22 protein-coding genes are annotated in these 24,590 nt (G+C 67.6%); 15 read left to right on the top strand and 7 right to left on the bottom strand.

The features are described 5' to 3' along the window. Nucleotides 1-164 precede the first annotated feature (164 nt). Entirely contained in the window at nucleotides 165-725 is a 561-nt protein-coding gene (locus BMX29_RS02020; protein ID WP_092809959.1) for a MarR family winged helix-turn-helix transcriptional regulator, read from the bottom strand. 348 nt (nucleotides 726-1,073) lie between these two features. On the opposite strand from BMX29_RS02020, the gene ectA reads away from it, so the two are divergent. The 5 genes from ectA (at nucleotide 1,074) to BMX29_RS01995 (ending at nucleotide 5,496) form a co-directional block, all read left to right on the top strand. Then, nucleotides 1,074-1,604, top strand: a complete 531-nt coding sequence (gene ectA / locus BMX29_RS02015; RefSeq protein WP_081749809.1) for a diaminobutyrate acetyltransferase — start codon at nucleotides 1,074-1,076, stop codon at nucleotides 1,602-1,604. 57 nt (nucleotides 1,605-1,661) lie between these two features. Beyond that, nucleotides 1,662-2,945, top strand: a complete 1,284-nt coding sequence (gene ectB / locus BMX29_RS02010) for a diaminobutyrate--2-oxoglutarate transaminase (RefSeq protein ID WP_092809955.1) — start codon at nucleotides 1,662-1,664, stop codon at nucleotides 2,943-2,945. 6 nt (nucleotides 2,946-2,951) lie between these two features. Then, the gene (locus tag BMX29_RS02005) at nucleotides 2,952-3,344 is read left to right on the top strand and encodes an ectoine synthase (RefSeq protein WP_043845523.1); all 393 of its coding nucleotides are present in this window, start codon (nucleotides 2,952-2,954) and stop codon (nucleotides 3,342-3,344) included. A gap of 18 nt (nucleotides 3,345-3,362) precedes the next feature. Then, complete coding sequence (locus tag BMX29_RS02000; RefSeq protein ID WP_092809954.1) at nucleotides 3,363-4,793, top strand: aspartate kinase; 1,431 nt, start codon at nucleotides 3,363-3,365, stop codon at nucleotides 4,791-4,793. A gap of 214 nt (nucleotides 4,794-5,007) precedes the next feature. Then, entirely contained in the window at nucleotides 5,008-5,496 is a 489-nt protein-coding gene (locus BMX29_RS01995; protein ID WP_092809952.1) for a hypothetical protein, read from the top strand. A gap of 66 nt (nucleotides 5,497-5,562) precedes the next feature. On the opposite strand, the gene BMX29_RS01990 is transcribed toward BMX29_RS01995, so the two are convergent. From BMX29_RS01990 to BMX29_RS01980, 3 genes are all read right to left on the bottom strand, one after another. Then, on the bottom strand, nucleotides 5,563-6,021 hold the full coding sequence (locus BMX29_RS01990; RefSeq protein ID WP_043845528.1) for a GNAT family N-acetyltransferase: 459 nt from the start codon (nucleotides 6,019-6,021) through the stop codon (nucleotides 5,563-5,565). Between the two features lie 82 nt (nucleotides 6,022-6,103). Continuing rightward, nucleotides 6,104-7,594, bottom strand: a complete 1,491-nt coding sequence (locus tag BMX29_RS01985; protein ID WP_092809950.1) for a UdgX family uracil-DNA binding protein — start codon at nucleotides 7,592-7,594, stop codon at nucleotides 6,104-6,106. Between the two features lies 1 nt (nucleotide 7,595). Beyond that, the gene (locus tag BMX29_RS01980; RefSeq protein ID WP_175471098.1) at nucleotides 7,596-8,828 is read right to left on the bottom strand and encodes a putative DNA modification/repair radical SAM protein; all 1,233 of its coding nucleotides are present in this window, start codon (nucleotides 8,826-8,828) and stop codon (nucleotides 7,596-7,598) included. A gap of 162 nt (nucleotides 8,829-8,990) precedes the next feature. Between BMX29_RS01980 and BMX29_RS01975 the strand changes: the two genes are divergently transcribed. From BMX29_RS01975 to BMX29_RS01955, 5 genes are all read left to right on the top strand, one after another. Then, a complete protein-coding gene (locus BMX29_RS01975; protein ID WP_092810168.1) occupies nucleotides 8,991-11,495 on the top strand; it encodes a mechanosensitive ion channel domain-containing protein in 2,505 nt (834 codons plus the stop codon). A 100-nt stretch (nucleotides 11,496-11,595) separates the two neighbouring features. Further along, nucleotides 11,596-12,339: an autoinducer binding domain-containing protein gene (locus BMX29_RS01970; protein WP_092809948.1), complete on the top strand. Its 744-nt coding sequence runs from the start codon at nucleotides 11,596-11,598 to the stop codon at nucleotides 12,337-12,339. Nucleotides 12,340-12,576: 237 nt separating this feature from the next. Continuing rightward, the gene (locus BMX29_RS01965; RefSeq protein WP_092809946.1) at nucleotides 12,577-13,506 is read left to right on the top strand and encodes a sulfurtransferase; all 930 of its coding nucleotides are present in this window, start codon (nucleotides 12,577-12,579) and stop codon (nucleotides 13,504-13,506) included. A gap of 3 nt (nucleotides 13,507-13,509) precedes the next feature. Next, entirely contained in the window at nucleotides 13,510-14,637 is a 1,128-nt protein-coding gene (locus tag BMX29_RS01960; RefSeq protein ID WP_092809944.1) for a YeeE/YedE family protein, read from the top strand. Beyond that, nucleotides 14,634-14,816 (top strand): hypothetical protein, encoded by a 183-nt coding sequence (locus BMX29_RS01955; protein WP_092809942.1) that lies wholly within the window; start codon nucleotides 14,634-14,636, stop codon nucleotides 14,814-14,816. Before BMX29_RS01960 ends, BMX29_RS01955 begins: the two co-directional genes overlap by 4 nt. Nucleotides 14,817-14,832: 16 nt before the next feature. Here the strand turns inward: BMX29_RS01955 and BMX29_RS01950 are convergent, their stop codons facing one another. The 3 genes from BMX29_RS01950 to BMX29_RS01940 all read right to left on the bottom strand — a co-directional run bounded on the left by BMX29_RS01950 (nucleotide 14,833) and on the right by BMX29_RS01940 (nucleotide 18,699). After that, nucleotides 14,833-15,174, bottom strand: a complete 342-nt coding sequence (locus BMX29_RS01950) for an SMR family transporter (RefSeq protein WP_092809940.1) — start codon at nucleotides 15,172-15,174, stop codon at nucleotides 14,833-14,835. A 60-nt stretch (nucleotides 15,175-15,234) separates the two neighbouring features. Further along, nucleotides 15,235-15,990, bottom strand: a complete 756-nt coding sequence (locus BMX29_RS01945; RefSeq protein WP_092809938.1) for a dienelactone hydrolase family protein — start codon at nucleotides 15,988-15,990, stop codon at nucleotides 15,235-15,237. A gap of 201 nt (nucleotides 15,991-16,191) precedes the next feature. Beyond that, entirely contained in the window at nucleotides 16,192-18,699 is a 2,508-nt protein-coding gene (locus tag BMX29_RS01940) for a GcvT family protein (RefSeq protein ID WP_092810167.1), read from the bottom strand. 164 nt (nucleotides 18,700-18,863) lie between these two features. Here BMX29_RS01940 and BMX29_RS01935 point away from each other — a divergent pair, with 164 nt between their 5' ends. From BMX29_RS01935 to mrdA, 5 genes are all read left to right on the top strand, one after another. Next, on the top strand, nucleotides 18,864-19,505 hold the full coding sequence (locus tag BMX29_RS01935) for an alpha/beta hydrolase family protein (protein WP_043845537.1): 642 nt from the start codon (nucleotides 18,864-18,866) through the stop codon (nucleotides 19,503-19,505). A gap of 135 nt (nucleotides 19,506-19,640) precedes the next feature. Continuing rightward, entirely contained in the window at nucleotides 19,641-20,687 is a 1,047-nt protein-coding gene (locus tag BMX29_RS01930; protein ID WP_043845538.1) for a rod shape-determining protein, read from the top strand. Between the two features lie 26 nt (nucleotides 20,688-20,713). Next, nucleotides 20,714-21,664: a rod shape-determining protein MreC gene (gene mreC, locus BMX29_RS01925; protein ID WP_043845539.1), complete on the top strand. Its 951-nt coding sequence runs from the start codon at nucleotides 20,714-20,716 to the stop codon at nucleotides 21,662-21,664. Nucleotides 21,665-22,045: 381 nt separating this feature from the next. Then, nucleotides 22,046-22,582 carry a hypothetical protein gene (locus BMX29_RS01920; protein WP_043845540.1) on the top strand — a complete coding sequence of 179 codons (537 nt, stop codon included), beginning with the start codon at nucleotides 22,046-22,048 and terminating at the stop codon, nucleotides 22,580-22,582. A gap of 25 nt (nucleotides 22,583-22,607) precedes the next feature. Beyond that, the gene (gene mrdA, locus BMX29_RS01915) at nucleotides 22,608-24,551 is read left to right on the top strand and encodes a penicillin-binding protein 2 (RefSeq protein WP_092809936.1); all 1,944 of its coding nucleotides are present in this window, start codon (nucleotides 22,608-22,610) and stop codon (nucleotides 24,549-24,551) included. Nucleotides 24,552-24,590: the final 39 nt, after the last annotated feature.

The following is a 24,590-nucleotide window of genomic DNA, read 5'->3' as shown; positions in this document are numbered from 1 at the left end:
TGCCCGTCAGGCTCGCCGGTCGCGCACATTCTGACAAACCGTCGACGCAAAAGGCCGCCCATCCACGGGCGGCCTTCGTGCATGTCATGTCGGGTGTATCGTGGCGCCGCGCGGTGCAGGGTCCGGCAATCGGAACCGCGAGCGTCAGAACCGCGCCGCCTCGTTCAGCTGGCCTTGCGCTGGTCTGCCTGATCTTCGGGAACGTCTGCCGACCGTTCCCGCTCGGAGGTCGGGGCCCCCTGCCCCGCACCGTTGTGGCGCGTGATCTCCCCTACCGCCAGGACCGGGGCCGCGTCGATGTCCCCGGCGTCGAGCATTCCGGCCACGCGCTCGAGCACGGAGACGACCATCGCCTGCTCCCATTCCGGCAGACCCTCGAACTGCGCCACGTATTTCTGCTGAAGCGCGTCGGGCGCCACGGCAACCTTTTCCCGGCCAGCGGACGTGATGCTGAGGTCCACCTGCCGGCGATCCGTCGCGGAAATCTGCCGCGCGATCAGGCCGTAGGACACGAGCTTCTTGATGAGGACCGAGATCGTCGCCTGGCTGACGCCCATCTGGCTCGCCACGTCGGACGGGTGACACGAGCCGCGCTCGGCAACGATCTGAAGCACGCGCAGTTGTACGGCCGTCAGACCCGCGTCGCGCGCAAGGTCGCGGCCGTAAAGCTCCGTCGCCCGCAGGATGCGCCGCAGTGCGATCAGGCTGTCGTCAGTTCGATCCATCGATTCGTCACTCGTCTCGAGCACCGCGTGCGTCGGCCCCCCAAGGGAACTGACCGCGGCGCAACTCGTATCTTTGGTTTGATCCAACATGCATGGATACTTAGTCTTGTAATCGACCGGTGCAACGGCGGCAATCCGAATGTCGCATCACGAGTCGCGATTCTGTTCCCATGTGCGAACTATTATTTTGACGCGAGGGCGACACTTCCTTTATTTTACAGCAACGTAGACGCTTACATGGCACCTCACGGGACCCGGGGAAGAAAATTACTTTGCAACTTGAACTATGGTGAAAACCACCTATACTTAGGCTTACGAAAGATAAAGCGCCAACAAAGGTTCAGATCCGTGCAGACACTGCAAAGCGTTGATAACGAAGGTGCCGTCACCTTCCGCAAACCGGTCCGTGAAGACGGTGCAGCGATCTTCGAGCTCATCCGCAGCTGCAAACCGCTCGATGAGAACTCGATGTACTGCAACCTGCTTCAGAGCGATCACTTCAGCGACACGTGCGTCGTCGCCGAGAAAGACGGCGACATCGTCGGCTGGGTGTCGGCCTACGTGAAGCAGAACGACCCCGAGACAGTGTTCGTTTGGCAGGTGGCCGTGTCTGAAAAGGCACGCGGCCTCGGCGTCGGCGGCCGCATGCTCTCGTCGCTGATGGAGCGTGAGGAATGCGCTGACGTGAAGCGCATGCAGACGACCATCACGCTCGACAACGATGCCTCCTGGGGCCTCTTCCGCAAGTTTGCCTCGCGCAACAACGCGGACCTGACCTCGGACGCGCATTTCACCCGCGACACGCACTTCGCCGGTGAACACGCGACCGAGCACATGGTGACCATCACCTTCCGCGATGCGGTGCAGAGCGCGGCCTGAAACCGCGCTCCCGCAAATCGCGTTACCCTCTTTTAGACAGTCCGAAGGACTATTCTCATGTCGACAGACAAACAGATCTTCGCGCGCCGCGAATCCGAGGCGCGCAGCTACTGCCGTTCGTTCGATACCGTCTTTACCAAGGCGGTCGGCTCCGAAATGACTGCCGAGGACGGCACCACCTACATCGACTTCCTCGCCGGGTGTTCGTCGCTCAACTACGGGCACAACGACCCCGACATGAAGGCCGCCCTGATGAACCACGTGTCCGCGGACGGCATCGCCCATGGCCTCGACATGTTCACCGCCGAAAAGGCCGCGTGGCTCGAAGCCTACGAGGACATCATCCTGCGTCCGCGCGGGATGGACGACTACAAGATCATGATGACCGGGCCCACGGGCACCAACGCCGTCGAGGCGGCGATGAAGCTCGCGCGCAAAATCACCGGCCGCCGAAACATCGTGTCCTTCACCAACGCGTTCCACGGCATGACCATGGGTGCGCTCTCGCTGACCGGCAACGCCGGCAAGCGGAACGGTGCGGGCTGCGGTTCGCTCTGCGGCGTGACCCACATGCCCTATGACGGTGCGTTCGGCGACGGTGTCGACACGCTCAAGCAGGTCGAGATGATGCTCGACAACTCGTCCTCGGGCATCGACGCACCCGCCGCGTTCATCTTCGAGCCGATCCAGGGCGAAGGCGGCCTCAACGCCGCGTCGAAGGAATGGATGGAAGGCGTTGCGCGCCTCGCCAAGAAGCACGGTGCCATGCTGATCGTGGACGACATCCAGTCGGGCTGCGGCCGCTCGGGCACCTATTTTGCCTTCGAGGGCATGGACGTCGAACCGGACATGATCACCCAGGCGAAATCGCTGTCGGGCTTCGGCCTGCCGTTCGCATGCCTCCTCGTGAAGAAAGAGCACGACATCTGGAAGCCGGCCGAGCACAACGGCACCTTCCGCGGCAACACCCATGCCTTCGTGACCGGGCGTGTGACGCTCGAGAAGTTCTGGAAGACCGACGAGTTCCAGTCGAAGGTCCAGGAAAAGGCCGTGATGCTCACCACGGGCCTGCAAGCCGTCGCGGACGTGGTTCCGGGCGCCAAGCTCAAGGGCCGCGGCATGATGCAGGGCGTCGACGTCGGTTCGGGCGACGTGGCCGAGGCCATCTGCGCCAAGTGCTTCGAGAAGGGCCTCATCATCGAAACGTCCGGCGCCGACGACGAGGTGGTCAAGGTGCTCGTGGCGCTCACCGTTTCGCCGGAAAACCTGCGCAAGGGTCTCGACATTCTGCTCGAGGCGGCACGCGAGGTCACCGAGAACAACAAGATCGCAGCGGAGTAAGAGACAATGATCGTTCGTGACGAAAACCAGCTGAAAAACTCCGATCGCGCGGTGTCCGATGCCGAGTGGACCTCGGTCCGGATGCTACTCGCAGACGACCAGATGGGGTTCTCCTTCCACATCACGTACCTGAAGGCCGGGTCGGAGCACACGTTCCACTACAAGAACCACTTCGAGAGCGTCTACTGCATCTCGGGGAAGGGTTCGATCACCGACCTCGGCACCGGCGAGACCCACGAGATCAAGCCGGGCGTGATGTATGCCCTCGACCAGCACGACAAGCACACCGTGCGCGCCGAGGAAGAGCTGGTCATGGCGTGCTGCTTCAACCCGCCGGTCACCGGCAAGGAAGTGCACCGTGAAGACGGCTCCTATGCTGCCCCCGACGAGGCGGCCTAAGCGACCCGCGAGGACCATATGAGCACCGAACTGAAGAACCATACCGTCGAGAAGATTGGCGGGACGACTATGTCCCGCCTCGACGAACTTCTCGATCCCCTCTTCAAGGTCTCGAACCCCAAGTACGACCGGATTTTCGTGGTTTCCGCCTTCGGCGGGATCACGAACCTCCTGCTCGAACACAAGAAGAGCGGCGAGGCCGGCGTCTATGCCGAGTTCGCCAACGAGACCCAGGAACATGGCTGGATGGGCGCGCTGAACCGCGTCGACCGCGCCATGCGGGAAGCCCACGAGAAGCTGCTCGAGCACAAGGGCGACCGTCAGGAAGCCGACGACTTCGTCCGGGACCGGATCGAGGGCGCGCGCAACTGCCTGATCGACCTGCACCGCCTGTGCAGCTACGGGCACTTCCGCCTGTCGACCCACATGGCCGAGACGCGTGAACTGCTGTCGGGCCTGGGCGAGGCGCATTCAGCCTTCGTGACTGCGCTCCTGCTCAAGCGGCACGGCGTCAACGCGCGTTTCGTGGACCTGTCGGGCTGGCGCGACGACCGAGTGATGACGCTCGACGAGCGCATCGCCGACGGCCTCGACAGCGTGGACTTCGCCACCGAGATGCCGATCGTCACCGGCTACGCGCAATGTGCCGAAGGTCTGATGAACAAGTTCGACCGTGGATATTCCGAGGTCACGTTCAGCCAGATCGCCGCGAGCACGAAGGCGCGCGAGGCGATCATCCACAAGGAATTTCATCTCAGCTCGGCGGATCCCAAGCTCGTGGGCGAAGACAACGTCCGCAAGCTGGGTCACACCAACTACGACGTGGCCGACCAGCTGTCGAACATGGGGATGGAGGCGATCCATCCGACTGCGGCCAAGGCGCTGCGCCAGACCGAGGTGCCGTTGCGTGTGACCAACGCGTTCGAGCCCGAGGACCCCGGCACGCTGATCGACGATCAGGAAGCCGAGAAGGGCGTCGCCGAGATCGTCTGCGGTCTCGATGTCTTCGCGCTCGAACTGTTCGAGCAGGACATGGTCGGGGTGAAGGGCTACGACGCCAAGACCCTCGACATCCTGACGCGCCACAGCCTTCGGATCGTGTCCAAGACGTCGAACGCGAACACGATCACGCATTACGTGGACGCGCCCCTCGACTCGATGCGGCAGGTGCAGTCGGAACTGACCGAGATCTATCCGAGCTCCGAGGTCGACGTGCGCCAGACCGCCATCGTGTCCGTGATCGGCCGCGACCTGCGCGGCCTGCACGTGCTCGAACGTGGCCTCGGATGCCTCCGCGAGGAGGGGATCGACGTCATCTCGGCGCACCAGACGACGCGCACCGTGGACGCCCAGTTCGTCGTCCACCGCGACGATCGCGACAAATGCGTGAAAACGCTCCATGACCAGTTCATGGGCAAAGGGAATGCCAGCCCGAAGTTGGTGGCATAGGGTCTGAACCGACCTGACAGACTAGGGCCCGCCTCGCGCGGGCCCTTTTTTTGTTCTGTTCGGGTGGCGCACCGCGCGCGTCGGCAGGGTCTCGCCACCGCCGTCCCCTTCCCCGACACCATCTTGGAACACCCACCCCCGGGGTCGGCGTTATGGCCGTGAACCGCCCCGAGGGGCACGATTTACGACGACGGAAAAGACCAAGGAGGCCATCATGAAGACGCGCATCCTCAGCACCACCGCAGCCGCACTCGTCCTGGCAGGCGCCGCCGGCGCGCAAACCATGCAGACGCCCGACGACGACATGACCGTGACCGGTCAGGCCGCCGATGCCGGCCAGGAAATCGTCGACACCGGTCAGGCCGCCGCAGGCGCGGTCGTCGAAGGTGCCGAAGAGACCTATGGCGCGGCGAGCAACGCAGCCGCACAGATCGACGCCGCCGTGACCGAGGACGCCATCGTGCGCTCCTCCGATGGCGAGATCGTCGGCACCATCTACCGCACCGACCTCGACGGCGACCGCGTGCTGATCGACCTCGACGGCGAGATGGAGAACCAGATCGCGCGTGATGGCGTCGAGCGCGTGGCCGTGCAGGTGCGCTCGCTCATGGCCGGTGAAGAAGGCCTGATGCTCGACATGTCGCGTGACCAGTTCGCCGCGGCGATCGAGACCGGTCCGACCGAGACCACCGCGCGCAACTGATCCCGGTTGGATCACGGGATCAGGGCCGTCCTTCCGGGCGGCCCTTTTTCGTGCGCGACGGCCCCGTCAACCAAGATCGCGACGCATGGTGGCCATTCCATTGCGCCGCGACAGTTCCTCGTATCCCGCCGAAAGGTAGGCGTTGTGCGCCGGCTCGTTGTCGGTCTCGACCTTCAGGGTCAGGGTCAGTGCCTCCAACTGGCGCGCCGCCTGTTCCACCAGCGCCGCCATCTGCGCACCGGCCCCGCCCCGCGCCTCGGGCGCGACGAAGACGTAGGTGAGGTGACGCACCTCCGGCCCCACGCCCACCCGCAGCGCGAAGAAGCCCACCGGCTGCCCGGTCTCGTCGAGGATGTAGAACGAGGCATCGTCAGGCTCGTTCAGCCATTTCTCGGCCCATTCCTGCGGATCGAAGGGAAACTTGGCGTTGGGATTCACGAGCTTCATCTCGTCTTCGTCGGTCAGCATCTCGCCGAGCGTGATCAGCTCGAACGGCGCGTTCTTCCGGATGGTAAGGTCTGACATGTCTCGGGCCTTTCGGACGGGTCGCGGAGTCGTCGGAATGGCGTCCGGGCTGCCATGCCCGCCCGCGAATCGCAAACCTAGGTCAAGCCAGGCTGTCGGCGATCCGCGCCGCGGCGGCGAGATCGCCGCGGAAGCGCTCGGTCTCGGCCTCGGCCCGTGCCCGGTCCGGCAGCCGCAAGAGGTAGGACGGATGGACCGTCAACAGCACCGGCGTGCCGTCCGAGGCCTCCTCGATCCGACCGCGGCGCCGACCGATGTCGCGCCCCGAGCCGGTCAGCGCCTCCGCCGCGGTCGCGCCCATGCCGAGGATCAGCTTCGGCCGCACCAGCTGCCGCTCCAGGTCGAGCCACCACCGGCAGTGGGCTACCTCGCCCGCGTCCGGACGCTGGTGGATGCGCCGCTTGCCACGCGGCGCGAACTTGAAGCCCTTGACCGCGTTGGTGACGTAGACCGCCGCGCGATCGAGCCCCGCGGCCTGCGCCTCGCGGTCGAACACCTGACCCGCCGGGCCCACGAAGGGCCGCCCCGCGAGGTCCTCCCGGTCGCCCGGCTGCTCGCCCACCGCCATGAGCGCGGCATCGGCGGGCCCCTCTCCCGGAACCGCGCCGGTGGCCTGCGCGCAAATCCCGCAGCGCGCACAGGCACCGATCTGCCGGTTCAGCCGACCCAGCGCGTCCTGCGGTTCCGCCTCGGCCAGCAGCGCCCGCGTCGTTTCGCGCAGCGATTCGGTGCGCCGATCCGGCATCGACGCCGGCGCGGTCTCGGCCATCTCGCGCACCCGCGCCTCGGCGTCACGGACAAGGCCGGGGATCAGCTCCGCCTCCGGCAGGTTCTTCCAGTACTTCTTCGGCATCTCGGCGCACATGGCCTTCACCATCACCCGGGCCGGATTGAAGATCGACGCGTAGTAGGTCCGCCACAGGTCCTCGGTCGCGTCCTCCGGCGGGCGCTGCTGCGATACCGTTTCCTCGAAGCTCAGCCGCCCGCCCTCGAACCGGGCCGTGACGGAAGGCGTCGCGATCACCCAGTCCATGTCACCGAAGCGCTTGGCGAAGAACGGTGTGCCGCGTTCGACGCAGTTGTGCTCTGGCTCGAACCAGGCGGCGAAAGCGCGGCGCGGCCCGTCCGCGGGCACCTCCCGGAACCGCACGAAGGCATGCATCTTGTGGATGTCGCGCCCGATGGCCATGGCGTGTTCGAGCACAGCGCGCACGTCGCGGTCCGCCCGGTCGCCCCACGTCACCGCCCCCGCCGACAGCCGCAGCACGAGGCGGTAGCCCCGCCCGAACCGCTCGGGGTCCGAATGGCACAGCGCGCTCTCGATACTGTCGAGCGCCTTGCGCGACACCCTCAAGCGATCGCCCGCACCTTCTTCTCGCGCCAAATACTCCGGGGTCCGGGGCAGAGCCCCGGTCCGCCCCCCGCCGCCGGACGCCCCGGCGAACAGGTCTCGCGGCGCCTCCCCCACCGACCAGATCACGTCCTCGGCCGGCACGCCCTCGGCCGCCAGCGCGCGCGCCTCGCGGCGCCATGCGGCCACCGTGTGCACGCGGGGAAGGATAACCTGCCGCATCTCAGAACAGCGCCATCTGCTCTGGCTGCGGGGCGAACCGCGCGCGCAGCGCCTCCGCCTCCAGCATGCCCCGCGGCGACCAGCCACCGGCGATGATGAACGGCTTGGCGTTCTTCAGCACCGCCCCCATGGCCTTGAGGTGCTCATACCGCACGAGGCCCCTGCGCCGTGCGGCAAGGATGCGGCCCACCGTCTTTGTGCCGAAGCCCGGCACGCGCAGCAGGTCCTCGCGGCTGGCGCGGTTCACGTCCACGGGAAATCGCTCTCGGTGCTCCAGTGCCCACGCGGTCTTGGGGTCGATCTCGAGGTCCAGCATTCCGCTCCGACCGCCGATCTCTTCCACCCCGAAACCGTAGAAGCGCAGGAGCCAGTCCGCCTGGTAGAGCCGATGCTCCCGCACCAGCGGCGGCGCCTTGAGCGGCAGCGCCTTGGCGGGGTCGGGAATGGGCGAGAACGCCGAGTAGTAGACGCGGCTCAGCCCGTAACTGGCATAGAGCGACGAGGATTGCGTCAGGATGGTGCGGTCGTCCGCCCCGTCCGCGCCCACGATCACCTGCGTGGACTGCCCCGCCGGAGCGAACTTGGCCGGGCGCTTGCCGCGGAAGGTCGGGCCCTCGCGCGAGGCTTCGCGGCGCAGCCGCACGTCGGCCATCGACTTGCGGATGCCCTTGGCGGACTTCTCGGGCGCGAACCGGGACAAGGATTGCTCCGTCGGCATCTCGATATTGATCGACAGCCGGTCCGCCCAGCGCCCGGCCTCGTCCAGCAGCTCCTGGCTGGCCGAGGGGATCGTCTTGAGGTGGATATAGCCGCGGAAGCCCTCCTGCTCGCGCAGGGTGCGGGCGATCCGGACCATGTCGGCCATGGTGTCGTCGGGCGAGCGGATGATGCCCGAGGACAGGAACAGCCCCTCGATGTAGTTGCGCCGGTAGAATTCCACCGTCAGCGACACGACCTCCTCCACCGAGAAGCGGGCGCGCTCGACGCGGCTGGAGGCCCGGTTGATGCAGTAGGCACAATCGTAGATGCAGAAGTTCGTCATCAGGATCTTCAGAAGCGAAATGCATCGCCCGTCCGGCGCGTAGGCGTGACAGATGCCCGACCCGCCGGCCGAGCCAAGCCCCTTGCCATCGCGCGAATCCCGGCGCTCGCCGCCCGACGACGCGCAGGAGGCGTCATACTTGGCCGCATCGGAGAGAATCGAGAGCTTCTCGGAAAGAGTGCGCTTCACCATGCGTTCTTAATAAGTTCTTCCTTCGTTCCTGACAATACGACCCAGGCGCGACAGGTGGTCGCCCGCCGATAGGCGCGGCGGCGATTCGTGCAGGGTCGGGGCCTGCTTGCACTCACATGGCGGTCCGCTAGGTATCCGCGCGACGCAGATTAGGTGGACACGATGACGCACGGATTCCGCTGGCTTCCCTCGAGCTGGCTCGCCCTCTTTGCAGCCTTCCTCCTCGCCGTGACGGCAGCCCTCGTTCCCTTGGGCAGTGTTCACGCCCAGGGCGCAGGCGGCGCGGCGGCTTCGGAGCAATCCGGCGGCGGGTCCGGAGACGGTGGATCGGGCGACGGCGGCACCGGAGAGGGCAGCGTGGACACCGCGCTCGCGCTCCAGAGTCTTCTCGAAGTCCTGCAGAACGAGGAAGCGCGGCAGGAGCTGGTGACCCAACTCGAATCCGCGCTCGACCAGTCCGGCGAAGGCGCATCCGGCGAAGAGGGCGGTGAGGGTGCTTCGGCCGGCGAGGGCTCCGGCGATGAAGGCGTTCTGTCCACGGAACCACGGCAGTCGCTGGGTGGTCGCATCGCCGAGTTCACATCGAGCGTCGGCGAGAACATTCTCGACCAGGTGAACGCGGTTCTGCGCTCCTTCGACTCTTCGAACAACGTGTTCAGCGGGCTGGGCGGCGACGAGCTGGGCGTTCTGGTCGACGCCTTCGGCAACCTCTTCATCATAATCGCGATCACGGTCGCGGTCTATCTCGGCCTGCGGCTGACCTTCGTGCCGATCTTCCGCCGTATGGGCGCGCGCGCAGAAGAAGCCAGCATCGTCCGCACCGTGCTGCTCTACATCGGCTCGGCGCTGATGGACATCGTGGTGGTCGTTCTGGCGTGGGCCATCGGCTATGCGATCACGCTCCTGCTTGTGGGGGATTACGGGCAGATCGGCTTCCGTCAGGCGCTGTACCTCAATGCGTTCCTGATCGTGGAGCTGGTGAAGGTCGCGATCCGGATGATCATCGCTCCGGCGTCGGGCGGCCTCCGGCTCGTGAACGTGAGCGATGCGGGGGCAAAGACGCTCTACCGCATCCTGAACGTGGTGGTCAGCGTGCTGGGTTACGGCCAGCTTCTGATCGTCCCAATCGTGAACCGCAACGTCTCCTTCGCGGCCGGCCTCGGCGTATCGGCGGTGCTGTCGCTTCTGGTGCTGCTCTATCTCTTCGTTGCGGTCGTGCGCTACCGCAACCCGGTCGCGGACTGGCTGGCGCGGCGTCTCGCGATGAACAAGTTCCACGACGAGACCGAGAACACCGACACTCCGGACGAGCGCCCCGACCGGATGAAGCCCTCGGGCGTTCTCGGCTCGCTCATCCGGCTGTGGCACTGGTTCATGCTGGCGTACCTCGCGGTCATGTTCGTCATCATCATGACGCGGCCCGCCGACGTCGTGTTCTCGACCCTGCTGGCGTCGGGCAAGATCGCGCTCGCGGTGCTGATCGGCTCGATGATCGTCGGCGCGTTCGGGCGCGCCGCCAAGAACGGCATCCGGCTGCCGGACGAGCTGAACCGCAAGATGCCCCTGCTTCAGCACCGGCTGAACAGCGTCGTGCCGAAAATCCTGCTGATCCTGCGGATCCTCGTGACGCTCGCCGTGGCGATCTACACGATCAACGTCATCGGCCTTCTGGGCGTCGCCGACTGGCTGTCCTCGGACCGCGGTCTGAATTTCTCGGGCGCCGTGGTGTCCGTCGCGCTGATCCTGATCGTCGCGGCGGGGCTGTGGCTCGCGCTGAACTCGTGGGTCGATTACCGCCTCAGCGCCGAGATCGGCAAACCGCCCAGCTCGCGCGAGACGACGCTGCTGTCGCTCTTCCGCAACGCGGCGACCATCGTGCTGATCATCCTGACGCTGATGTTCGCGCTGTCGGAGATCGGCATCAACATCGGGCCGCTGCTGGCCTCCGCCGGTGTCCTCGGCCTCGCCATCGGTTTCGGTGCGCAGAAGCTGGTTCAGGACATCATCACCGGCGTGTTCATCCAGCTCGAGAACGCGATGAACGTGGGCGACGTGGTGACCGTGGGCGGCACCACCGGCACCGTCGAGAAGCTGACGATCCGCTCGGTCAGCCTGCGGGCGCTGGACGGCACCTACCACATCATCCCGTTCTCCTCGCTCGACATGGTGTCGAACTACATGCGCGAGTTCGCCTACACCGTCACCGACATGGGCATCGCCTACCGCGAGGACATCGACGAGGCGAAGCAGGCCATGCACGACGCCTTCGACGAACTGCGCGCCTCCGAGGCCGGCGAGCCGATCATCGGCGACATGGAATGGTTCGGCGTCAACAGCCTCGGCGACAGTGCGGTGGTCCTGCGCACGCGGATCAAGACCAAGCCGGGCAGCCAATGGGGCGTCGGCCGCGCGTTCAACGAAATCCTCAAGAAGCTCTTCGACGAGCGCGGCATCGAGATCCCGTTCCCGCATCAAACGCTGTTCTTCGGCGAGGACAAGTCGGGCTCGACCCAGGTGCTGCGCCTGCGCGACGTCAATCGCCAGGAAGAGCGCGAGGAGGAACGCAAGGCGGCCCGGGCTTCGGACAGCGGCTCTACCACCGGCCGCACGCCCACCGAGGACGCCCCGCCGGACGCCGATCTCGGCCCCGACGCCGGCGAGGAATGATGACCTCAAGGCAACAGGCGGTGACGCAATTTGACGTCGATTGACGTCACCGCCGGCCCTCCCTTACATACCCTGCGGGGAATGTTTCGGGGGCACCTTCATGACAACGCGCTTCGCGCGTCTTCTCATCGACACGGCCGATACGCTGTCGCACGCCCGTAATGGCGAGGTTGCGTGGCTGCGGATCGAGGCCATCGTCTCGCGCATCGGCGGCGAGGCAGTCAACGCGGGCGCCTTCCTGCCCGTGACCAGGCAGATCGCCTGGACGCGCAGCAGCATGGCGCCGGAATGGCTCGAGGAATACGCGCACGAGGAACTCTACGAAATCGATCCGCTGCTCGCCGCCGCGATCGCGGGCACGCCTCCGCCGTTCTACTCGGTGCGGGACGAGGATCGTCACGCCACGGGCGACCTGAAGCGCCTGCACGCCGGCATGATGCGCTACAACTACAATTTCATGCTGACGCAGGCCTGGCGCGACGGCGACGTCTCGACCTGCATTGCCATCGCCACCCGCGACGACCCCGCCCATCTCTTCGGGCCCGGCACCCAGCGCGCGCTGTCGGCGGTGGCCGCGATGATGTCGCTTGCGCTGAGCCCCTCGGGGCCCGAGGCGCCCGGTGCGCGCACCTTCGGCACCCACTGGCGGCGCCTGACCCGCGCGGAGGCCGAGGTGCTCAGCCGGCTGGCCGAGGGCCGGACCGAGGCGCAGGTGGCCGACGACATGAAGCTGTCCGAGGCCGAGATCATGGCGGTCCTGAGCGGGGCACGGACCAAGATGGATTCCAGCTCCACCGATCAGGCGCTGGCGCTCGCGATGGCGCGCGGCCTGCTGTCGATCTGAGCGCCGCCCGGCCACAGCGCCCTGAAAAAGAACACCGTTCGACGCGCGGCGCCGGGCGCGAACGCATGTTTGCCCCCGGCCCCGAGCCGCAAACGCCGATCCGACCGCCCGCGGCCACCCCGGAACGTGTTACCATGGTCCTGTCGCCGATCCCGCGCCCCGGCGCTTGAACCTGAGCCCGATCGGCGCAATTTGTCGCGCGAGACAGTTTCCCATCCATAAGCGACGGAGGATTCCATGAAAGCCCTCGCTCCCGCATCTTTCTTCGTCCTGGCCCTCGGCACCGCCGCCACGGCCCAGACCCTGCCCGGCCCCCTGGCCAGCCCGCAGGAGGTGTCGGACCTCGTGGCCGCCGGCAATGTCGACGTGATCGACATCCGCGCCGAGGACGCCTACGCCGAAGGTCACGTCGAAGGCGCCGTGAACGCACCCTACGGCCTGTTTCGCGGCCCGTCCGAGAACCCGGGCCAGGTGCCCGGCGAAGACGCGCTGACCGACACGCTGCAATCGCTCGGCCTCGAGACCGGCACCCCGGTGGTCATCACCTACCAGGGTTCGGACGTCAGCGATTTCGGCGCCGCCGCACGGGTCTACTGGACGCTGAAGTCCTCGGGCATCGAGGACCTGACCATCCTCAACGGCGGTCTCGCCGCCTGGTCCGAGGCGGACATGGCCCTGTCGCAGGATGCCGTGACCGCCGAGGCCTCCGACATCGAGGTCACCTGGAATGACCAGTGGACCGCAAGCGCCGAGGACGTTCAGACCGCTCTCGAGGGCGACGACACCCTGCTGCTCGACGCCCGTCCCGAGAGCTTCTGGAACGGCGAGCAGTCGCACCCCGCGGCCGCCAAGCCGGGCACGCTTCCGCAGTCGCAGTATTTCGAGCACGCCAACTGGTTCAGCTCGGGTCCGGCGATCATCGACGCCGAGGCCGCGCGCCAGCTGGCCGAGGAAAACGAGCTCACCGGCGCGGAGAACCTGATCTCGTTCTGCAACACCGGCCACTGGGCGGCCACCAACTGGTTCGCCCTCTCCGAGCTGGCCGAGATCGAGAACGTGAAGCTCTACCCCGAGTCGATGGTCGGCTGGTCGAACGCGGGCTACGAGATGGCCAACGTCCCCGGCCCGATCCGCCAGCTGTGGTTCCAGATCAAGAGCGTGTTCTGATCCATGGCCACTGCCTCCGACACCGCTGCGCGCCCGGGCAACCGGGCGCTGCCGCGCGCCGGGCTGATCCTCGGCGCGCTTCTCGTCTGCGCGGCCGTCGCGACCCTCGTGGGCGCCCGCTACGGCCTGCTCCTGTTGATCGGGCTCGGCTTCGGCATCGTCCTCGAGGGCTTCCGCTTCGGGTTTGCCGGTCCGTGGCGCCGCACCATCCGCGAGCGTGACCCGGCGGGCACCGTCGCGCAGCTCGTCTCCATCGCGCTGGTGGCCCTCGCGGCCTTCCCGCTGCTGGCCACTCACGGAGAGGAGCTGATCGGCGCGCACGCGCCCATCGGGTTCGCCATGGTGGGCGGTGCCTTCGTGTTCGGCGCCTGCATGCAGATCGTCATGGGGTGCGGCTCGGGCACGCTGGTGAACGCGGGTTCGGGCAATCCGGTCAGCCTCGTCGCCCTTCCGTTCTTTGCCATCGGCTCGTTCTTCGGCGCGAGCCACCTGCTGTGGTGGACCTCGCTCGGCTCGGCCCCCACGGTCGCTCTGTCGGGCACCACCGGGCTGGTCGTCACCTTGGTCGCACTGGTCGCTGTCGCCGCGTTCCTGTGGTGGCGCGCCCCGGCCGAGAAGCGCACGATTCCCCGGCGCATGTGGCTCGCCGCGATCTGCCTGGCGGGCCTCGCCATCGCCAACCTGGTGGTCGCGGGACAGCCCTGGGGCGTGATCTACGGCCTCGGCCTCTGGGCCGCCAAGGGCGCCACGGCGCTCGGCGCGGACGTCTCGGCCTCGGGCTTCTGGTCCACCCCGGGCAACGTCGAACGCCTTGCCCAGCCGATCCTGACCGACGTCACCTCGCTGACGAACTTCGGCATCATCGGTGGCGCGTTCCTCGTCGCCGCGTGGCGCTCGAGCCTGTCGAACGGCCTTCCCTCGCTGCCGGCCCGCGCGTGGGTCGCGACCATCGTGGCGGGCTTCCTGCTCGGCTACTCGTCGCGGCTGGCCTTCGGCTGCAACGTGGGTGCGTTCTTCTCGGGCATCTCCACCGGCAGCCTGCACGGCTGGGCCTGGTTCGCCGCGGCCTTCGGCGGCGCGTATTACGGCATCAAGCTGCGCCCGATCCTCGGGCTGGAGGCGCGCTCATGACCACACGCTGGCCCATCGCGCTGCTGGCCCTCGCGGGCCTCGCCGTCATCACCGTCGCCGACTTCGCCGGCGGTGCGTCGGTCGACATCTACAACCAGCCGCCCATTCTCGCGCTCGGGTCCGGTCAGGCGTCCGGCGGCGCGCATTGCGCCGCCCTGCCCTCGGGCGCCTCGCGCTGAGGCACCCGCGGCCGCCTCAGTGGCGCACCGCGTCCGAGAAGACATTGATAACGACGACCCCGGCGACGATCAGGCCAAGGCCGATCGTCGCCGGCAGGTCCAGCCGCTCGCCGGCCCAGAGCCAGGCGACCAGCGTGATCAGCACCACGCCCAGCCCCGACCAGATCGCGTAGATGATGCCCGTGGGCAGCACGCGGATCGGGAACGACAGGAAATAGAACGCCAGCGCGTAGCCCACCACGGTCACGACCGAAGGCCACAGCCGCGATAAGCTGTCGCTGCGGGCCAGCGCAGTGGTCGCGATGACCTCGGCGCAGATCGCGGCGGCAAGCAGGGCGTAGGTGGCAAGGCTGGGCATGGGCGCGGTCTCCGAAAAGGGCTGCCGCCCCGACCTACGCCCACGCCGCGCCGGTGTCGATCAGCGGAACGTGTCGTCGAGGAAGGTCATCAGCCCGTCCCACGACTCGCGGTCGGCCTCGAGCACGTAATCGTCCGAGCCCCAGACCGTGAACGAATGCCGCGCGCCGCCGAAGATGCGCGCATCGTGCGTGACGCCCGCCTCCTGCATCGCGGTCAGCGTGGCGGCCATGGCGTCCATGCCCGACACCGGGTCGGCCGAACCGTGGAACAGCGTTACCGGCGCGGTGACGCCCGCGTAATCCTGTCCCTCCGGCAGGTCGAGACCGGCGTGGAACGTCGCGAAGCCGGCCAGGTCCGCGCCTGCGCGCGCGGCCTCCAGCGTCGCCGCCCCGCCGAAGCAATAGCCCATCAGCACCATCGCGTCGGTCGTGCCGTCGAGCGCACGGGCCGCCTCGATCGAACCCATGAGCCGCGCGCGGAACTCCTCGCGGTCCTCGTAGAGCGCGCCGGACAGCGCCCGGTTCTCGTCCACCGACTGAGGGTCCTCGTCGGCCCCGTAGACGTCGATGGCGAAGGCCGTGTAGCCCTGCGCCGCAAGCATGTCGGCGCGGCGCATCTCGTAGTCGGTCAGCCCGTCCCAGTCGTGCACGATCAGCACCGTGCCGAGCGGTTCGTCCAGCGTGGTCTGGCGCGCGACATAGCCCTCGTATTCGCGGTCACCGACGGTGTAGCTGTGCGTTTCCCCGGCGATCTGCGCCGAGGCGGCGGCGGGCAGCGCAAGCGCCGCGGCGGTCAGGCAGAGAACGGTCTTCATCCGGGCGGTCTCCTCTCCGGTGGACATGACCGGAAAGATAGCCCCGCCGCCCGGGTTTCGAGTCACGAACCGGTCAGGCGCCCGTCGGCGCTTCTTCTCGTCCGAAATACTCCGGGGAGCGCGAGGGGCTGGCCCCTCGCATCCGACGGCGCCAATCGGCCCGAAACGAAGAAGGGGGCCGCGCGGCCCCCTTCTCCACGTTCACCCGTCCTTGCGGATGGTCTCGTTCTTCGGATCGTAGGGGCTGTCCTCGGTCACCTCGGCATCCCACAGATCGCCCATCATGCGAACCTTCAGCTTGGTGCCCGGCTGGGCGAGGCCCGGCCGCACGTAGCCCATGCCGATGGACTTGCCGAAGGCCACCGAGTAACCGCCCGAGGTCAGGCGCCCGACACGATCGCCCTCGGGGGTGTAGAGCGCCTCGCGGCCCCAGGGATCGGCGTCGGCCGGGCCGTCGATCAGCACCGTGCAGCACTTCGAACGGATGCCGGTCTCCAGCATCCTGGGCTTGCCGTGATAGGGCCGGGTGCAGTCGACGAAGCGGTCCAGACCGGCCTCGAGCGGGGTCGCGTCGCGGCCGAGCTCGTGGCCGAACGCGCGGTAGGACTTCTCCTGCCGCAGCCAGTTCTGGGCCCGGCCGCCCACCGGCTTCAGCCCGTGCTCCGCGCCCGCCGCCATCAGCCGGTCCCACAGGTACGTCGACATCTCGATCGGGTGGTGCAGTTCCCAGCCGAGTTCGCCGGTATACGCCACGCGCAGCGCCATGACCGGGACCATGCCGAGTTCGATGTTTCGCATCGAGAGCCACGGGAAGCGCTTGTTCGACAGCACGGTGCCGGGCTCCGCGTCGACCACCAGAGCGTTCAGGATGTCGCGCGACTTCGGACCCGCGATGGCGAAGACGCCCCACTGGGTGGTGATGTCCTGCACGATGACCATGCCGCCGCCCTGCGCCATGTAGTCTTCGGCCGCCTTGCGGAGGTAGTCGCCGTCATAGGCGGCCCAGGCGCCCGCGGACACCAGGTAGAAGTCCTGCTCGCCGCGCCGGACGATGGTGTACTCCGTCCGGACGGTGCCCGCCTCGGTCAGCGCGTAGGTGAGGTTGATGCGCCCAACGTTCGGAAGCTTGTTGCAGGTGAAGCCCGACAGGAACTCGGCCGCGCCGGGACCGGTGACGGCGTGCTTGGCGAAGGCCGTGGCATCGATCAGGCCCGCGGACGAACGGATCGCCTCGGCCTCGGCCTTGGCGTGCTCCCACCAGGCGCCGCGGCGGAAGGACCGCGCGTCGTGGTCGAAATTGTCGTCGGCGTCGAGCGGGCCGTAGTAGTTGGGACGCTCCCATCCGTTGACGCAGCCGAACTGCGCGCCCAGCGCCTTCTGCCGGTCGTAGCACGGCGCGGTCCGAAGCGGACGGCAGGCCGGGCGCTCCTCGTCGGGATGGTGCAGCACGTAGACGTGGTCGTAGGCTTCCTCGTTCTTGCGCGCGGCGTATTCCGAGGTCATCCAGTCCTGGCCGAAGCGCTTGGGGTCGAGCGAGGCCATGTCGATCTCGGCCTCGCCGTGCACCATCATCTGCGCGAGGTAGTGACCGGCACCGCCCGCGGCGGTGATGCCGAAGCTGAAGCCCTCGGCCAGCCACATGTTCCGCAGCCCCGGCGCCGGGCCGATCAGCGGGTTGCCGTCGGGCGTGTAGCAGATCGGGCCGTTGAAATCGTCCTTGAGGCCCACCGTCTCGGAGGACGGAATGCGGTGGATGAACGACATGTACTCCTCCTCGATCCGCTCGAGGTCGAGCGGGAAGAGGTCGGCGCGGAAGCTGTCGGGCACACCATGGATGAAGCGCGCGGGCGCGTTGCGCTCGTAGGGGCCGAGGATCCAGCCGCCACGCTCCTCGCGGACGTACCACTTGGCGTCGGCGTCGCGGATCACCGGGTGCTGCTCGTTCGACTTGCGGTACTCGACCAGCGCGGGATCGGGCTCGGTTACGATGAACTGGTGCTCGACCGGAATCGCCGGCATCTTGATGCCCAGAAGCTTCGCGGTGCGCTGGGCGTGGTTGCCGGTGGCCGTGACGACGTGCTCGGCGGAGACCACGGTGGTTTCCTCCGAAGGCACGAGGTTGCCCCCCTTCTCGACCATCTTGGTCAGCGTCACGTCCCAGTGGTCGCCCTTCCACTCGTAGCCGTCGACCTGCCACTTGCGCTCGATCGTGACGCCACGCTGGCGCGCGCCCTTGGCCATCGCCATGGTGACGTCGGCAGGGTTAATGTAGCCGTCCGTCGGATGGTAGATCGCGCCCTTGAGGTCCTCGGTGTTGATGAGCGGCCAGCGCGCCTTGATCTGGTCGGGGGTCATCCACTCGAACGGCACGTCGCAGGTCTCGGCGGTCGAGGCATAGAGGCGATACTCGTCCATCCGCTCCTCGGTCTGCGCCATGCGCAGGTTACCGACCACGAAGAAGCCCGCGTCCAGGCCGGTCTCTTCCTCGAGCGTCTTGTAGAACTTGATCGAGTAGTCGTGGATGTGTGTCGTGGCATACGACATGTTGAAGTAGGGCAGCAGGCCGGCCGCGTGCCAGGTCGATCCGCTCGTCAGCTCGTCGCGCTCGAGCAGCATCACGTCGTCCCAGCCATGCCGGGCCAGATGATAGGCGATCGAGGTTCCGACGGCACCGCCGCCGACGACTAGGGCTTTGACCTGGGCTTTCATGGCGCGACTCCCGCAGCGTGTTTCGAGATCGAATACCGCGTCCATGCCGGCGCACTTCGTTTGGCGCGACGCCCGCCGCGCCGAAACCGACATACGGGTCCGATCGCGACGTGCTATACTGAGCGAGTTTTCAGATTCCGTTTTCGCGCCAAAAGAGATTTGTCATGCCCCACACCCTGTCCCTCGACGACGCGGCCCTCCTGATCCGCGACGCCTACGCCCGTGATCTGGGCGACCGGCTGCACACCACGATCGACGTCCGCGGCGTGCAGGCGCACTATCTGCACGACGGCACCCTGATCATTCCCGGCACCAACGAGTTCTCCGACTGGTTCGACTTCAACCTGCAGATCGGCGCTGTCGCGCTGGAGGGGCACGGCTTCGAGACGGTGCCCGGCGACTCCGGCGCGATCTACCACGGCGGCTTTCTCGAGCACGCTCAGATCGTCTACACCTTCGCCAAGGGACTGCGGCCGAAATTCGTTGTCGGCCACTCGCTCGGGGCGGCTTCGGCGCAGATCGTGGGCGCCTCGCTCGCCGTGCCCACGATCGCGTTCGCCTCGCCCCGCACCACCAAGACCCGCACCAAGCTTCGCGGCGAGGGCTGGGTGGTGAACGTCAACCGCGTCGACGACACCGTGGCTCACGTGCCGCCGCCTTTCCTGGGCTTCCGTCACATGGGCAGCCTCTACTGGATGGCCCCGGACGAGCCCGAGGTCGGCGAGGATCACCGCATCGACAACTACATCCCGCTTCTGAAACTGAAGCGGATCCGCGACCGACTGCCCGCCGCGTGGCCGCGCTGAGCGCAATCTGGCAAGAACACGCTGATTTGGTCCCCCGGGGGCCTTTCGCCATAGTCCCGCCCTGCCTATAAGGACGCCGGCCCGCATCTCTTTCCCAGAGTCGCGGGCCCAATTCCATTCGGGGGACGGCACGCGATGTTCGGGTTGGACAGATTTCTCGGCGCCTTTTCGGCGGACATGGCCATCGACCTCGGCACGGCGAACACGCTGGTCTACGTCAAGGGCCGCGGCGTGATCCTCTCCGAGCCGTCGGTGGTCGCCTATCACGTCAAGGACGGGCAGAAGAAGGTGCTCGCCGTGGGCGAGGACGCCAAGCTCATGCTGGGCCGCACGCCCGGCTCGATCGAGGCCATCCGGCCGATGCGCGAGGGCGTGATCGCCGACTTCGACGTGGCCGAGGAGATGATCAAGCACTTCATCCGCAAGGTGCACAAGCGCTCGACCTTCTCGAAGCCCAAGATCATCGTCTGCGTCCCGCACGGCGCGACCCCGGTCGAGAAGCGCGCGATCCGCCAGTCGGTTCTGTCCGCCGGCGCACGCAAGGCCGGTCTCATCGCCGAACCCATCGCGGCGGCAATCGGTGCGGGAATGCCGATCACCGATCCCACCGGCTCGATGGTCGTGGACATCGGCGGCGGCACCACCGAAGTCGCGGTCCTTTCGCTGGGCGACATCGTCTATGCACGCTCCGTCCGCGTGGGGGGCGATCGCATGGACGAGGCGATCATCAACTACCTGCGCCGCCAGCAGAACCTCCTTATCGGCGAATCGACGGCCGAGCGGATCAAGACCTCCATCGGCACCGCGCGGATGCCCGACGACGGGCGCGGCTCCTCGATGCAGATCCGCGGTCGCGACCTGCTGAACGGCGTGCCGAAGGAAACCGAGATCAGCCAGGCGCAGGTGGCCGAAGCGCTGGCCGAGCCGGTGCAGACCATCTGCGAGGCGGTAATGACCGCGCTCGAGGCCACGCCCCCGGACCTCGCCGCCGATATCGTCGACCGCGGCGTGATGCTGACCGGCGGCGGCGCGCTTCTGGGCGACCTCGATCTCGCGCTGCGCGAGCAGACCGGTCTCGCGGTGTCGATCGCGGACGAATCGCTCAACTGCGTTGCGCTGGGCACCGGCAAGGCGCTGGAATACGAAAAGCAGCTGCGCCACGCCATCGACTACGACAGCTGACGCCGTGACCCCGGCGAGGACATGCATTGGCACGGGACCGATCCACTGAGGATTATGCCGGCCCGCTGAAGCGGCTGCTTCTGGCGGTCCTGATCCTGTGCCTGATCGCGCTGCTGCTGATCTGGCGCATCGACAGCCCGAGGGTCGAGCGCTTCCGCGCCCAGGTGGTGGACGCGGTGGTCCCCCGCATGGACTGGGCGATGGCGCCGGTGGCGGCCACCGTCCAGCTGTTCCGCGACTTCGAGAGCTACCGCAACATCTACGACCAGAACCGCGAACTGCGCCGCGAGCTGCGCCAGATGACCGCCTGGAAGGAGGCCGCGCTCCAGCTTGAGCAGGAGAACGCCCGCCTGCGCGACCTCAACAACGTGCGCCTAGACCCCGAGCTCACGTACATCACCGGCGTGGTGCTCGCGGATTCGGGCTCGCCCTTCCGGCAGACGGTGCTGATCAATGTCGGAAGCCGCGACGGAATCGTCGACGGATGGGCGACCATGGACGGCATCGGCCTCGTGGGCCGGATCTCGGGCGTCGGCGCGAACACCAGCCGGGTGATCCTGCTGACCGACGCCACCAGCCGCATCCCGGCGGTGATCCAGCCCTCCGGCCAGCGCGCGCTGATCACCGGGGACAACTCCTCCGCGCCGCCCATCGACTTTCTCGAAAGCCCCGACCTCGTGCGTCCCGGCGACCGGATCGTCACCAGCGGCGACGGCGACGTGTTCCCGCCTGGCCTCCTGATCGGACAGGTCGCCCAGGATCCGGGCGGCCGCCTGCGGGTCCGTCTCGCCGCCGACTACGAACGGCTCGAATTCCTGCGCGTCCTGCGCGATCACGGCGCGCGCCGGGTGACCACGCCCTCGGGCCTGATCTCTCCGGAAGAGCCGCCGGCCGCGCCCGCCCCCGAGGGCGAGGCGCAGGAGGCCCCCGCGGACGGACCCTCGGACGCTCCGGTCCCCGAGGCCGTCGATGGCTGACGTGGCTTCATTCCAACGGCCACCCCTGGACAGGCGCACCGCCCACGACGATAGCGGCCCACCGGTGCGTGAGGGAACAATCACACCCCGCTCCCCGGCTTGCGACGGCGCGACCAGCCCCGCCTTGGCCGCTTCCGCTGGCGGCCGGCCAGAACAAGAGTCCTGTGCCCATCCGGAACGCCACCTCCACCCCCATCCCTTCTTCACGGCGAAAATATCCCGGAGGTGCGGGGATAGAACCCACGCAGCATACGCTGCCCACCCTCTCCCTCCATGCGGGAAAGAGCGCGACGCGCCTTCCTTCTCCTTGTCCGAAATACTCCGGGGGTCCGGGGGCGGCGCCCCCGGCCATCCGATGCGCGCCATGCCGGGACACCGCCCATGCTAGACGCCGCGATCATCCGCCTCTGGGCGCGGCGGGCGCTCTACGTGGCGCTCTGCCTTGCCGTGCTGTTCTTCAGCCTGCTGCCGCTCGACATGACGCCGGCGCGGATGGCGGGGCCGGACCTGATCGTCGCGCTGACCTTCGCATGGGCGATCCGGCGCCCGGACGTGGTGCCGGCACCGCTGGTGGCGCTGATGCTGCTGCTCGCGGACTTCGTGCTGCAACGGCCGCCGGGGCTCTGGGCCGCACTCACCGTGGTCATGACCGAGAGCCTGAAGGCCCGCGACCGGCACAGCCGCGAGACCGCCTTCGCGCTCGAATGGGTTTCGGTCTCGGTCGCGCTGATCGTGATGTCGCTGGCCTATCAAATCGTTTTGCTCCTGCTTATAATCCCCACCGCGAACGGTGCCCTGCTGCTCACGCAGACCGTGCTGACCATCCTCGTCTACCCGGCGGTGGTCGCGGTCTCGCACGTGGTCTTCGGGCTGCGGCGCGCCCGGCCGGGCGAGGGCGATCGCACGCTTCTGGGCTGACCGGACAGGCAATCGGGACAGGCACATGAGACGCACACCCAAGGACAGCGCCGACAGCGCGCGCCGGATCACCCGCCGGGGCATGATCCTCGGCGGCGCGCAGTTGGGCTTCGCCACGCTGCTCGGCATGCGCATGCGCTACATGCAGATCGACCAGGGCGAGGAGTTCCGCCTGCTCGCCGAGGAAAACCGCGTGAACCTTCGGCTGATCCCGCCGGCACGGGGGCAGATCTTCGACCGCAAGGGCGTGGTCATCGCCGCGAACGAGCCTGCCTACCGCATCACGGTGGTGCGCGAGGACGCGGGCGATCTCGACGACACCATCGCGCGTCTCGCCACGCTGGTCGAGCTCGACCCCGCCGAGATCGAGCGCGCGGTGGCCGAGATGCAGCGATCCGCGCCGTTCCTGCCCGTCACCGTGGCCGACCGGGTGAGCTGGGACGCGGTCAGCCGCGTCGCCGCCAACGCCCCGGCCCTGCCCGGCGTGAACCCCGAGGTGGGCCTGTCGCGCCACTACCCGCACGGCGAGATCTACGCCCACGTCGTGGGTTACGTGCAGCCCGTCTCCGAACGCGACCTCGCCCGGTACGAGGACCCGGACCCGGTCCTGCGAATCCCGCGCTTCCAGTTCGGCAAGATCGGGGTCGAGACCAAGTACGAGGACATGCTCCGCGGACGTGCCGGATCGAAGCGCGTGGAGGTCAACGCCGCCGGACGGGTCATGCGCGAACTCGACCGCCGCGAGGGCGAGGCCGGCGCCGACCTGCAGCTCACGGTGAACACCGGCCTTCAAGACTACATCCACGCCCGCATCGGCGAGGACAGCGCCTCGGTCGTGGTCATGGACCTCGTGGACGGTGACCTTCTGGCCGCGGTCTCGGCGCCGGGCTTCGATCCCAACAAGTTCGTGCGCGGCATTTCCTACAACGATTACGGTACCTTGCAGGGCGACGAGCGGCACCCGCTCGTGTCGAAGACGGTGCAGGGCTTCTACCCGCCCGGCTCCACGTTCAAGATGGTCACCGCACTCGCCGCGCTGGAGGCGAACATTATCGGCCCCGGCGAGACGGTCTGGTGCCCCGGCCACCTCAAGGTCGGATCACGCCGCTTTCACTGCTGGAAGCGTGCGGGCCACGGGCACATGAACCTCGAAAACTCGCTGATGCAGTCCTGCGACGTCTACTATTACGAGCTCGCGCTCCGGGTGGGCATCGACCGCATCGCCGAGATGGGCCGCCGGCTCGGCCTCGGCATGGCGCACGACGTGCCGATGTCTGCGGTCGGCGAGGGCATCATGCCCGACAAGGCGTGGAAGCGTGAACGCTGGGGCCAGGAGTGGCGCATCGGCGACACGGTGAACAGCTCGATCGGCCAGGGCGACGTTCTGACCTCGCCGCTGCAACTGGCGGTGATGGCCGCACGCGTCGCCACCGGCCGCGCGATCGAGCCGCGGCTCGTGAAGTCCATCGACGGCGTCGAGGAGCCTTCGCGCGCGGGCGCCGATCTCGGCCTGAACGAGAACCATCTGCGGATGATCCGCAACGCCATGTTCCAGGTGTCGAACAACCGGCGCGGCACGGCCTACCGCTCGCGCATCATCGCAGAGGACATGCGCATGGCCGGCAAGACCGGCACAAGCCAGGTCCGCAACATCACCGCGGCCGAGCGTGCGCGCGGCGTGATCCGCAACGAGGACCTGCCGTGGAACCGGCGGGACCACGGCCTGTTCGTCAACTTCGCCCCCTACGAGAATCCGCGCATCGCGGTGTCGGTGGTGGTCGAACACGGCGGCGGCGGCTCGTCCGCGGCGGCGCCCATCGCGCGCGACGTCACGCTGCAGGCGCTCTACGACGGCGACCCGCCGCTCGAGGCCTATCCGACGGCCGACCGCGGCCGGATCGAGGAACTGCAGAAGGAACTGCGCGAGCGCCGAGACGCCCCCGCCGCCGGAGGCACGAGCCGAGCATGACCCCGAGGCTCCGTCAGACCGTCCGGGCCACCGGTGGCC

The organism is Roseivivax marinus, from assembly GCF_900109705.1.
GTDB classification, from domain to species: Bacteria; Pseudomonadota; Alphaproteobacteria; order Rhodobacterales; family Rhodobacteraceae; genus Roseivivax; species Roseivivax marinus.
This window is presented reverse-complemented; position numbering and strand designations above follow the sequence as displayed.